Annotated in this window: 9 protein-coding genes; 6 read left to right on the top strand and 3 right to left on the bottom strand. The window is 56.2% G+C overall.

From position 1 onward, the window contains the following. Positions 1-667: carbohydrate ABC transporter permease (locus CE153_RS05980; RefSeq protein ID WP_099595527.1), on the top strand; the 667-nt coding region annotated here is incomplete at its 5' end. 38 nt (positions 668-705) lie between these two features. Further along, positions 706-2,775, top strand: coding sequence for a beta-galactosidase (locus CE153_RS05975; RefSeq protein ID WP_099595551.1), 2,070 nt, complete (start codon positions 706-708; stop codon positions 2,773-2,775). A 98-nt stretch (positions 2,776-2,873) separates the two neighbouring features. Here CE153_RS05975 and CE153_RS05970 read toward each other — a convergent pair whose 3' ends face one another. Then, positions 2,874-4,433: an alpha-N-arabinofuranosidase gene (locus CE153_RS05970; protein WP_099595526.1), complete on the bottom strand. Its 1,560-nt coding sequence runs from the start codon at positions 4,431-4,433 to the stop codon at positions 2,874-2,876. Between the two features lie 276 nt (positions 4,434-4,709). Here CE153_RS05970 and CE153_RS05965 point away from each other — a divergent pair, with 276 nt between their 5' ends. Continuing rightward, the gene (locus tag CE153_RS05965) at positions 4,710-6,068 is read left to right on the top strand and encodes an ABC transporter substrate-binding protein (protein WP_099595524.1); all 1,359 of its coding nucleotides are present in this window, start codon (positions 4,710-4,712) and stop codon (positions 6,066-6,068) included. A 199-nt stretch (positions 6,069-6,267) separates the two neighbouring features. Then, positions 6,268-7,695, top strand: a complete 1,428-nt coding sequence (locus CE153_RS05960; RefSeq protein WP_099595523.1) for an ABC transporter substrate-binding protein — start codon at positions 6,268-6,270, stop codon at positions 7,693-7,695. Positions 7,696-7,811: 116 nt separating this feature from the next. Here the strand turns inward: CE153_RS05960 and CE153_RS05955 are convergent, their stop codons facing one another. Then, complete coding sequence (locus tag CE153_RS05955) at positions 7,812-8,582, bottom strand: type III pantothenate kinase (protein ID WP_099595521.1); 771 nt, start codon at positions 8,580-8,582, stop codon at positions 7,812-7,814. 58 nt (positions 8,583-8,640) lie between these two features. Further along, positions 8,641-9,924: a bifunctional phosphopantothenoylcysteine decarboxylase/phosphopantothenate--cysteine ligase CoaBC gene (coaBC, locus tag CE153_RS05950; protein ID WP_099595520.1), complete on the bottom strand. Its 1,284-nt coding sequence runs from the start codon at positions 9,922-9,924 to the stop codon at positions 8,641-8,643. 201 nt (positions 9,925-10,125) lie between these two features. On the opposite strand from coaBC, the gene CE153_RS05945 reads away from it, so the two are divergent. Both CE153_RS05945 and CE153_RS05940 read left to right on the top strand, forming a co-directional pair. Further along, positions 10,126-11,781, top strand: a complete 1,656-nt coding sequence (locus CE153_RS05945; RefSeq protein ID WP_099595519.1) for an ABC transporter substrate-binding protein — start codon at positions 10,126-10,128, stop codon at positions 11,779-11,781. Between the two features lie 10 nt (positions 11,782-11,791). After that, positions 11,792-12,772: an ABC transporter permease gene (locus CE153_RS05940; protein ID WP_099595517.1), complete on the top strand. Its 981-nt coding sequence runs from the start codon at positions 11,792-11,794 to the stop codon at positions 12,770-12,772. The last annotated feature ends 76 nt before the right edge of the window (positions 12,773-12,848 follow it).

Genomic DNA, 12,848 nt, shown 5'->3' with positions numbered 1-12,848 from the left:
CACCTACCAGGACGGCATCTTCGGGCGCTGGCTGCTCAACACGCTCCTGTACGTGGTCGTGGGCGCGGGCGGCGCGACACTGCTGGCCATCATGGGCGGCTACGCGCTGGCGAAGTTCCGTTTCCCGGGCCGCAAGGCCGTGTTCGCGGTCATCATCGGCGCGATCAGCGTGCCGGGCATCGCGTTGGCGGTCCCGCAGTTCCTGCTGTTCGCCAAGCTCAGCCTGACGAACACGCCGTGGGCCATGATCATTCCATCGTTGATCAGCCCGTTTGGCTTGTATCTGATGTGGATCTTCTCCGAGCAGGCGGTTCCGACGGAATTGCTTGAAGCCGCGCGAGTTGATGGAGCTTCGGAGCTCCGCACGTTCTTCCAGGTGTCCCTGCCGCTGTTGGCTCCGGGCATCGTTACGACGGCCCTGTTCACGATCGTGGCGACGTGGAACAACTACTTCCTGCCGTTGATCATGCTGAAAAATTCGAACTGGTATCCGTTGACAATCGGCCTGAACCAGTGGAAGGACCAGGCGAGCACCGCTGGCGGTCAGGCGATCCAGAATCTGGTGATCACGGGCTCGTTGATCACGATCGTCCCGCTGGTCATCGCGTTCCTGTGCCTGCAGAAGTACTGGCAGTCCGGCCTCTCCGCGGGCGCGGTCAAGGAATGAATTTGTTAGGATAGTTGATGAAAAACAAAGGAGTGGATATGACTCAACGTAGATCCTATCGTTGGCCGCAGCCGTTGGCTGGGCAGCAAGCCCGCATCTGGTACGGCGGGGACTACAATCCCGACCAGTGGCCGGAAGAGGTGTGGGACGATGACGTTCGTCTGATGAAGAAGGCTGGCGTGAACCTCGTGTCCGTGGGCATCTTCTCGTGGGCGAAGATCGAGACGAGCGAGGGCGTGTACGATTTCGACTGGCTCGACCGCATCATCAACAAGCTGGGCGAGGCCGGTATCGCAGTGGACTTGGCGTCCGCCACCGCGTCGCCGCCGATGTGGCTCACCCAGGCGCATCCCGAGGTGCTGTGGAAGGACTACCGCGGCGACGTGTGCCAGCCGGGCGCCCGCCAGCATTGGAGGCCGACCAGTCCGGTGTTCCGCGAGTACGCGCTGAAGCTGTGCCGTGCGATGGCCGAGCATTACAAGGGCAACCCGTACGTGGTCGCATGGCATGTGAGCAACGAGTACGGCTGCCACAACCGCTTCGACTATTCCGAGGACGCCGAACGCGCGTTTCGGAAATGGTGCGAGGAACGCTACGGCACCATCGACGCGGTGAACGACGCGTGGGGCACGGCGTTCTGGGCGCAGCGCATGAACGACTTCACGGAAATCGTGCCGCCGCGTTTCATCGGCGACGGCAACTTCATGAACCCGGGCAAGCTGCTTGACTTCAAGCGCTTCAGCTCCGACGCGCTGAAGGCGTTCTACGTCGCCGAGCGCGACGCGCTTGCCGAGATCACTCCGGACCTGCCGTTGACCACGAACTTCATGGTGTCCGCGTCGGGTTCGGTATTGGACTACGACGATTGGGGCCGTGAGGTCGATTTCGTATCGAACGACCATTACTTCATTCCGGGCGAGGCCCATCTGGACGAGCTCGCGTTCTCTGCGAGCCTGGTCGACGGCATCGCGCGCAAGGATCCGTGGTTCCTGATGGAGCATTCCACCAGCGCGGTCAACTGGCGTCCGGTCAACTACCGCAAGGAGCCGGGCCAGCTGGTGCGCGATTCCCTGGCGCATGTGGCCATGGGCGCGGACGCGGTGTGCTACTTCCAGTGGCGCCAGTCCAAGGCAGGCGCGGAGAAGTTCCATTCCGCGATGGTGCCCCACACCGGCGAGGATTCGGCCGTGTTCCGTGACGTGTGCGAGCTGGGCGCGGATCTGAACGCGCTGGCCGACAACGGACTGCTTGGCACGAAGCTGGCGAAGTCCAAAGTCGCCGTGGTGTTCGACTACGAGTCCGAGTGGGCCAGCGAGCACACCGCCACGCCGACCCAGAAGGTCCACCACGTCGACGAGCCGCTGCAGTGGTTCCGTGCTCTGGCCGACCATGGCGTGACCGCCGACGTGGTGCCGGTGCGCGGTGCCTGGGACGATTATGAGATGGTCGTGTTGCCGAGCGTGTACCTGCTTTCCGAGGAAACGACCCGCAGGGTGCGTGACTACGTCGTCAATGGCGGCCGTCTGGTCGTGACCTACTACACGGGCATTTCGGACGAGAAGGACCACGTGTGGCTCGGCGGCTATCCCGGATCGATTCGTGACGTGGTCGGCGTGCGCGTGGAGGAATTCATGCCCATGGGCGACGATTTCCCGGGCGTGCCGGATTATCTCGAGCTCAGCAACGGTACGGTGGCGCATGACATCGTCGACGTGATCGGCTCGGTCGACGGGTCGGCCACCGTACTGGAAACGTTCAAGGATGATCCGTGGACCGGCATGGACGGCGCTCCGGCGATCGTCGCGAACACGTTCGGCGAGGGTCGCAGCGTGTATGTGGGCGCACGCCTCGGCCGCGATGGCATCGCCAAGAGCCTGCCGGAGATTCTCGAATCGCTCGGCATGGCCGAAACCGGCGAAAACGACAGTCGCGTGCTGCGGGTCGAACGTGAGGGATCGGACGGTTCGAGGTTCGTGTTCTCGTTCAACCGCACGCATGAGACGGTCCGGGTTCCGGTGGAAGGCGAAGTCGTGGTCTCCTCGTTCGCTGAAGTGAGTGGCGAAACCATTTCGATCAAACCAAACGGCGTGATCGTCACTAAGCAGTAAGCAGACAGCAAGCAAATAATCGCAACATTATGGGTGTCGGCAGGTTGATGATTGTCAATCTGCCGACACCCATTTAATTTATACTATTCGAATAAAAACTAGGCGTGGAATTCCACTGCAGCCCAACTGATTGCTGGCAAAGTGCAGTGAACTGATCCATTGTCGATTGTTGCATGAAGCTCTTGGGGTGTCACTGCGGTTGGGTCGTCTGCGGAATTACGCTGATATGGATTGTCGTCATGCAGAATAATGGCCTTGTCTATATGGAAGTCGGATATGTCGAAATACGGCAGTTGAGACAGAGAAGCCGTAACCTTATGTGCGTCGGATGCGTCGCGATTCACCATAAGCAGAAGACCGGAATGATTCGTTTCGTCCCAAGTGATTACTGAATCAAGGGCATTGACCAAGCCGAAAGATTCAGTCTCTACGTTGGGAGAGTCGATGACTGGACTGTAGGCAATGCCATGGGCGTGTTGTGCGGCTTCGGCAAACGGATAGAAGACAGTTTGACGCCATGCGGGACCGTTCTTTTCGGCCATGATTGGCGCAATCACATTGACCAACTGCGCGCGCGAGGCAGAACGCACTCGGTCGCAGTGCTTAAGCAGAGTGATCATCAGCGACCCTTCTACCACTGCATCGGCTGCATTGTAGATATCTTCGAGCAGACGCGGTGCTTTCGGCCATGACTCATGATGAAGATCCTTGCCTGATTGGGCTTTCCATTTAGCTTCCTGCTGATTCCAGACGTCGGAATACCAGACGCCCCACTCATCAAATGACAGTGCTATATCATGATCGCCTGTGTGGGCATTTTTGGCTTCGTCTGCACATGCCGCCACGGTGGAGATGAACGTTTGCATGTCTTGTGAACTTGCCAGATAATCTTGCAACGATTTTGCTCCACGTTCGTAGTAGTAGGCATGGCAGGAGACGAAATCGAGATTGTCGTACGCTTTGGTAAGCACGCTGCGTTCCCAGGATCCAAACGTTGGCATATGGGCGCTGGAGGAGCCGCAGGCCACGAGTTCCAAGCCTGATTCCGCGAGTTTCATGGCGTGTGCGACTCGGTCCACGGCTGCGGCATACTCGTCAGGGCTCATATGTCCCACCTGCCAAGGGCCATCCATTTCATTGCCGATGCACCACATTTTGATGTCCATTGGTTCGGTGATTCCGTTACGTACGCGGCGATTGGCAAGCTCGGTGCCGGGCGCTCCGTTGACGTATTCCAACTCTTCCAGTGCGGCCTTCAATCCTCGGGTGCCCATATTGACGGCAAGCATGATTTCGGTACCGGTCTTCTTGCTCCATCGGTAGAAATCGTCGATACCGACTTCATTGGTTTCGGTGCTGTGCCATGCGAGATCTCGTCGTATTGGGCGTTGCCCCCGTGGCCCTGTGCCATCCTCCCAATTGTAGGCAGAGACGAAATTGCCGCCGGGGTAACGCACGCAGGTCACACCAAGTTCTTTGACTAGATTGATGACGTCTTGGCGGAATCCGTTTTCGTCGGCTGTGGGGTGACTTGGCTCATAAATGCCTCCGTAGACACAACGTCCAAGATGTTCTACAAATGATCCGAAAATGCGGGGTGGTATATCGGCAATTGCGCTGTTTTTTTGCACTGTGATTGTGCTGGTTCCGGAAGTCATGCCGTTCCTTTCGATGAGTGATCTGATGAAATGTCTGCGTTGCGCGAGCTTCGACGGATATGCATCGTCCAGTATGCAATCATATCGTGTTTGCGTAGCTAAACAAAATATGCTAGGTAACTAAAAAATACTGGAAAATCAACGATTTGCCTATTTGTTTGCGTAAACATAACTTTTGTGTTATCCTCATGATTGTCGGAAGGGTCAATGAATGATTCATAGCCGATAATGTTGGTCGATGTAGAAGGTCGGCCATATTTAAAGGAAGGAAGAACGATGAAGTTCACTGCATCCAAGAAAACAATCGCTCTGGTTGCTGCTGCTGCGATGCTGACTGGTGTCGCAGCCTGCGGGAGTTCCTCGAATTCGAGTTCTTCGGGGGTGACAGAGGGTGGTAAGACTGAAATTACGGTATGGTCTTGGGATTCCACTTTGCCGCGTACCGTGAAGGATTTTGAAAAGGCCAATCCGGACATCACTGTTAAGGTGACCAATGCCGGCACGAACAGCACCGAATACACGGCTTTGAACAATGCGCTTTCTGCAGGTAAAGGTGCGCCAGATTTGGTGCAGATTGAGTATTATGCACTTCCCGAATATCAGGTTCGTGGAGAGATTGAAGACCTGAGTCAGTTTGGTGCGGACAAGTTCTCGGATTTCTATACGCCGGGCACGTGGGCTTCTGTGAAACTTAATGGCGGTGTGTATGCACTGCCGATGGATTCCGGACCGATGGCATGGTTCTATAACAAGGATGTGTTTGATAAGGCCGGGGTCGATCCGACTCGGGTGAGGACGTGGGATGAGTTCTACGATGCTGCCAAGAAGGTTCGCGCAACAGGGTCCTACATTACGTCCGATTCTGGTGATGCGGGCTTCTTCGATTCCATGACATGGCTGGCGGGTGCGACGCCGTTCTCCACTGGTTCCGATGGACAGTCCGTCACCATCAACCTCAGCAATGATTCCAAGGTCAAGACTTTTGTTGATTTCTGGCAGAAGATGATTGATGATGATCTTATTGATACCAAGACCGCAGGCTGGAGTGATGATTGGAACAAGAGTTTGAATGACGGCTCTATCGCTTCGCTGCTGACCGGTGCTTGGATGCCGTACAACTTGCTTTCCGGTGCTCCTGACGGTGAGGGGAAGTGGCGTGTTGCTCAGATGCCGACTCCGGATGGATCTGAAACCAATTCCGAGAACGGTGGTTCTTCGCTTGCGATGGTCAAGACGGATGACAAGGCCAAGGCCGAAGCTGCATACAAGTTCGCTGAATATGCGTGCCACAATGCCGAAGGCATCAAGACTCGCGTCGATGGCGGCGCATTCCCTGCCGATAACGACACTCTCGCTTCTGATGACTTCCTGAACATGACCTCTCTGACTGATTCCGATGGCAATGCGCACGAATACTTCGGTGGTCAGAAGTTCAATGAGGAGCTCGCCAAGGCTGCGGCCAATGTTTCGACTGGCTACAAGTTCCTGCCGTTCGAGGTTTATGCGCGTGGCGTATATAGCGATGATGCCGGTGGTGCATATACCGACAAGTCCGTCACCCTTGCTGAAGGTGTTCAGGCTTGGGAAAAGAATATCAAGGATTATGCATCTCAGCAGGGCTACACCGTGAAGTAGCTGCATGATTCCATAGTGGAATCGGTAAATATGAGCGTCTGTGGATTGAGGGATTGTCAATCGGCGGACGCTTTTTTGAGCTATCAGTGGATTGCGTAGCTGAATCGAAGAGATTGGAGGATTGTACGCTGGCTTTCGGGTGACTGACGTACACTCGAATGCGTATGTGTGTACGCACGTTTTCGTGTGGGAACATCAAATGGGAGGAATCGGCTTGAAACTGGTGAAACGAATCATCGCCATCTGCTGTGCGGCCATTATGGCAGTCAGTGCGGCCGCTTGCGGAGCCAACGTCGATTCCCGAACCGAAATCACCGTATGGTCGTGGGAGCCGAGCATGAGGCAAGTCATCGACGGCTTCGAAAAGGAAAATCCCGACATCCACGTTATTTGGAAGAACACAAGCGGTTACGACAATCTCAACAGTGCCATTCAAGACGGCTACGGCATTCCCGACGTGGTGCAATTGGAGTACTATGCGTTGCGCCAGTACGCGGTAAGCAGCCAGCTGGTGGCGATCACTGGGCGTACGGAAGGCTACGGCGATTTCTACACGCCCGGTACATGGGCTTCGGTACAGCTGAACGGCCGCGTGTACGGCTTGCCCATGGATTCCGGTCCAATGGCGTTCTTCTACAATGACAGCGTGTTTGAACAGGTGGGTGTCGACGCATCCAAAATTCGCACATGGGACGACTATTACGAAGCCGCCAAAAAGCTCAAGGAGATCGGCGTGTATATCACCGCCGATTCCGGCGACGCCAGCTTTTACGACACTATGATCTGGCTTGCCGGAGGGCGCCCGTTCTCCACGTCGAACGACGGCAAAAACGTGACGATCAACCTCACCGACGACGAAGGCACCCGAACCTTTACTGAATTCTGGCAGAAAATGATCGATGAAGGTTTGGTCGCCACTAATCTGACCACATGGTCCGATGAATGGAAGGAAGCCGTAGGAGAGGGGAAGATCGCCTCCGTGTTCTCCGGCGCCTGGTTGCCGTCGTTGCTCATGTCGAACCTTCCTGGAACCGCAGGATTGTGGCGTGTGGCACAGATGCCCACGCCGGATGGCAGTTATACCACGTCGGAAAACGGCGGTTCGGCACTGGCCGTGTTGCAGCGTTCGCGCAAACCGGAAGCCTCATATCGTTTCATCGAATACGCATGTCATAAGTCGGAGGGCATCAAAGCGCGTGTGGACGGCGGCGCGTTCCCCGCCGACAACAACACGTTGTCCGATCCGGAATTCCTGCGAAAAACCACGGTGACCGACGAGCGTGGCATCGAAATACCGTATTTCGGCGGGCAGGAATACAATCGTGTGCTTTCCCAAGCCGCGGAAAACGTGTCGACCGGTTACCAGTATCTGCCGTTTGAAGTGTATGCGCGAAGCGACTTCCGCACTACCGTAGGCAAGGCCTACAAATGGTCGAGCCGGTTGCGCAAAGAGCAGGACAGGCTGAATATCATCGCGGCCGGTGGCAAAGTGTCCGACAAATCCGCCATCGGCGACGCGTTGAAGGAAACTGATTCCGCTGATCGTCTCAAATTGAAAAGCGGCATCGCGCTTTGGCAGAAGGATCTGAAGGAATATGGAGCCAATCAAGGCTTTACTATTCAATAAATATTAATTATTTACAAAAATTACAAAAATAATGATGGCTGTCTTGTGTTCGATTGAAAGCAAGACAGCCATCATTATTATGTAATGAGATCACATATATTTAAATATAAGATTTTCTATCGTACGTTACGTTCGTAAATATGCAACATGCCTTTGAAAATCAGATCCGGATCGTAAATATCGATCATATCGGTATCATCGGCGAATACTCGGCTTAAACCACCCGTCGCAACCACGCGGAATTCTTCGTCGATTTCGCGATGGAATTGTGCGATCGTACGTTCGATGCCTCCGAGGAAGTTGTAGTACAAGCCGGCCTGCATGGCTGGTTTGGTGCTTTTCGCCAGAATCGATGCGGGGCGGGTGATTTCCACTTCCGGCAACTGGGCCGTGGCCTCCCACAAGGCGGCCGCGCCCGTGCGAATGCCGGTGGTGATCAGTCCGCAAATCACTGAAGCGTCGGCTGTTACGTAATTGAATGTGGTAGCCGTGCCGAAATCCGCCACCAGAATCGGACCGCCATACTCGTAGTAGGCTCCCGCACAGTCGGCGATGCAGTCGGCACCCATGTTCTGCGGATTGTCCATACGAATGTTAATGCCGGTTTTGACGCCCGGTCCAACGATCATCGGATCGATATTGAGGAATTTCACAATGCTGGCGCGGAACGAATGCATGACCTTCGGCACCACCGATGAGATGATCACATCATCCACATCGCCCGGCGCGTAGCCGCTCAACCGCAGGAATTGCGTGATCATCAGGCCATATTCGTCTGACGTGTGGTTCGATTTCGTGGTGATGCGGTATGTGCCGGCGATGTGCCCGTCATCAAGGAAGCCGATCACCACATTGGTATTGCCGATGTCGACTGCGACCAGAAGCATATCGAATTCTCCTTACGATTACTGTATTGACGCTATTTCTTGCGATTGTGGTTGATATTCACGATTTGGGCGGAATCGTGTTGTCGGTGTTGCGCAATGCCGACAATTCGGTGAGTATGCGTTCCGCCAATTCCTGCTTGCCCATCTTGTTCCAATGTTCGATGATTGGCTCATCGGGGGTTGCGCCGGGCTTTAATACCGTCACCACATTCGTGTCCACCGCGAAGCCGGCACCGGGGGTATTGAGATTGTTGGCCACCAGCATGGAACAATGCTTCGATGCGAGTTTTTTCGCCGCGTTCGCTTCCAAATCCTGCGTTTCCATGGCGAAACCGCACAAGGTCTGGTCAGCTGTTTTATGCTCGCCCGCCCACGCGAGAATATCGGGATTCGATGTGAGATGCAGATCGATATTGACGCGCCCGTTCTTCTTGATTTTCTCCTGAGCCTGCTCGACGGGTCGGAAATCGCCGACTGCGGCCGCCATAATCGTCAGATCGGCTTGCACGAACCGTTCTTGTACTGCGTCGAACATGTTCCGCGCGGTGGTGACGTGAATCACATCAACGCCATGCGGTGCGCTCAATGACACAGGGCCCGACACGAGCGTCACATCCGCACCCATATCGCGTGCCTGTTCGGCGATCGCATAGCCCATTTTTCCGGTGGAATGGTTGGTGAGGTAGCGTACGGGGTCGAGCGGCTCCTGCGTGGGGCCGGCGGTGATGAGCACACGTAATCCGCGTAATGGCAACGTTTCAGCAGGTTGGGTCGCACGCAGCAAATCAGCCACGGCCGCTTCGATCGCGGCAGGCTCCTCCATGCGCCCTTTGCCGACATCCTGGCAGGCGAGCATGCCGGAACCCGGTTCCACAATGGTCCACCCGAGTTCACGGCAGGTATTGAGATTGCGTTGCGTCACGGCATTCTCATACATGTGCACGTTCATGGCAGGGCATAGGATTTTCGGTCCTTCGCTATAGGCAAGCACGGTACTTGTCAGCTGGTCGTCGGCAATGCCGCATGCGATTTTCGCAATGATATCGGCGCTCGCGGGAGCGATGACGAGCATGTTCGCCCATTTCGCATCATCCACGTGATTGATATGCAGCGGATCGGAAGGAGTGTGGGCAACATCACAATCGTTGCGTTGTGCTGCGAACATGGACGTGCGCGTCTGCGTATGCGTGAGCGAGCTGAACGTCAACGGGGTGACGAACTCCTGTGCGGCTGCGGTCATGGTCACGCGAACCTCATGTCCCTGCTTGCTCCAGTCGGAGGCGAGATGGCAGGCCTTGAATGCGGCGATGCTGCCGGTCACGCCGAGAAGAATATGCGCCATAGCCGATATTGTCCTTCCATTGACGTTGGCAAGACTTACGAAAACTGCGTCAAGTATATATCGAACCGGCTGAAGCATGCGGCATTGCGGCATTGCCGTCAGATGAATCCTGCGGGCATGGCGGATTGTAGAATCAGACTTTGGTGATCGACCCGTACAGGCGGTCAACCAGAACAAAACCATAATCAAACAGGAGCAATCATGTCGCAATCTTCAGGTGCGTACGGCGCAGCCGGCGCAACCGAACAGAAGAACGAATCGAAGGAACAGCCGCACAACACGGCCAGCACCGACACCACGCTGAACGAGCGGGCCAAATCACCGAAAACGCAAGGCCCGAAGAAGTGGGTCTATGTGCTTGTCGCCGTCATTGCGGTCATCGCCATCATCATTGGTGTTAACGCTTTCCGAAACCATAGTGAATCCAACAACGCGAATGGTACATCGGCCAAAGCCGACACCGTTACTGTGGGTCTGAAACTTTCCCCGGTCAGCCTTGACATTCGCCAACAGTCCGGAGCCGCGCTCGAACAGATCCTCGACGGCAATGTCTACGAGGGACTGGTGTCGCGCGATTCGAACAACAAGGTCCAGCCAAGCATCGCCAAATCCTGGGACATTTCCAAGGACGGTAAGACCTATACGTTCCATCTCAATGACAAGATGAACTTCTCCAACGGCCACAAGCTTGATTCGGCCGACGTGGTGTGGTCCATCAACCAGCTCATCGAGAAGCAGTATCTGGATTCCGACGCCATCGAAAGCGTCAGCAAGGTCGAGGCGGTCGACGCCGACACCGTGAAGATGACCCTTTCCGAACCGGATTCGAACCTGCTGTGGAACCTCACCGGACGTCCGGGACTGGTGTTTGACAAGGACGCCAAGTACGACGCGAAGACCCAGGCCGTTGGTTCCGGACCGTACACCGTCGAATCCTTCGACCCGGGCAACAAGATCGTGCTCAAGGCCAATGCGAAGTACTGGGGCACCGCGCATAAGGCGCAGACCAACAAGGTGGTCGTCCGCTTCTTCTCCGACGACAACGCCGCAGTTAACGCGCTCAAGAGCGGTGATGTGGATGTGCTCTCGCCGGTGAACGCCACACTCGCCAAGGGGCTCGACAAGTCGAAGTATCAGGTCTCCGCGGCATCCGGAAGCGACAAGTTCGTGCTCGCCTTCAACTGCACCAATCCGAAGCTGGAAGACAAACGCGTGCGCCAGGCGATCCGCTACGCCATCGACCACAAGGAGATCATCGCGTCCCGCGGCAACGTCGACCAGACGCTCGGCGGTCCGATCCCATCCGTCGATCCTGGCTACGAGGACCTGACCGGCCTGTACCCGTACAATCCATCCAAGGCCAAGAAATTGCTGGGCGAAGCCGGATACTCCGCCGACAAGCCGCTGAAGCTCACCCTCACCTATGCCAACACGTATGGTCCCGAACTCGGCAACCAGCTTAAGAGCCAGCTCGCCAAGGTCGGCATCAACCTGAACATCAATTATGTGGAATTCTCCACTTGGCTGCAGGACGTGCACGCCAATGGCGACTATGAGCTTTCCTTGGTGGACCACGCGGAAAGCCACGATTTCTATTCGTGGACGAACCCGGAATACTACTTCCACTACAACAGCAAGAAGGTTCAGGAACTGTACGCCAAGTCGCTGGCCTCCACTGATTCCGCGACCAGCGAGAAGTACCTCAAGCAGGCGGCGCGTACCGTCAGCGAGGACGCTCCCGCGGATTGGCTGTTCGGATACCGTGTGACGGTCGCCCGCGACAAGAATCTTCACGGATTCCCGGGCAAGCTTACGCAGATCCTGCTGCCGCTATGGCAGGTCTACAAGACCAAGTAAGTTACCGGTAATGAAATTCATCATCCAACGGCTGGGGCTGTTCATCGCGGCCCTGGCCGGTCTTTCTCTTTTGGTGTTTCTCGCACTGCGTATCCTTCCCGGCGACGTCGCCGCGGTGATTGCGGGAACGAAGGCGACACCCGAACGCGTCGCCGCGTTGCGCTCGCAGCTCGGACTTGACCGTTCTTATCCGGCGCAATACGCGGATTGGATACTTGATCTGCTGCACGGCGATTTTGGAACATCCGTGATCAGTGGGCGTTCCGTCGTGTCCCAAGTGACGGAACGTGTCGGTATCACCTTTCCTCTGATCGTTATGAGCCTGGCTATCGCACTGGTCATAGGGCTTCCGCTGGGATGTGCTGCCGTGCTGACCCGCAATCCGCATCTGCGTGGTTTGTTCCATGTGGTCGCCATCGTTGCGGGTGCCATCCCCGCGTTGTGGGGCGGACTGCTGCTGATTCTGCTGTTCGCTCGCGGTAGCGGATTGTTTGGATTGTTCCCATCTCAAGGTTTCCCTGATGAGGGATGGTCGGATCCGTCATCCGCATTGTCCTCTCTTGTATTGCCGTCAGTTGCTACCGGTATTACTGCGGGGGCGTCGGTAATGCGGTACACGCGTGCGGCGGTCGGCGACATGGCCTCGTCGCAGGCGGTCGATATGGCAATGGCATGCGGCATGACCCGCAAGCAGGCGATATTGAAGGTCGCCTTGCGTCTTGCCACGCCGCAGCTCGTATCGGTGATCGGCCTGACCTTCGCGCATATGGTCACCGGCGTGATGGTGGTGGAGAACCTGTTCGCGCTTCCCGGACTTGGTGCCATGCTCGTCACCGATGTGGGCAACCGCGACCTTACCTCCGTGCAAAGCGAGCTGTTCCTGCTTGCGGCGTTGTTCCTGTTGCTGGGGTTTGCGGTCGATTTGGCACACCGCGCGTTGGACCCACGTCTCAAAAGCGCGGGCGTCGGCTCGCAGGAGGTGTCCGCATGACCGATTCGAACAATCGAAACATATCGCCCAAACCCGTGTCATGCGCGACGGTTCCGGACGGAGCCAAGCGCACGGC

The sequence above is a fragment of the Bifidobacterium sp. N4G05 genome (assembly GCF_002742445.1).
Taxonomy (GTDB): Bacteria; Actinomycetota; Actinomycetes; order Actinomycetales; family Bifidobacteriaceae; genus Bifidobacterium; species Bifidobacterium hominis.
Note: the sequence above shows the minus strand (reverse complement) of the source record. Positions and strands in the feature narration are given on the sequence as shown.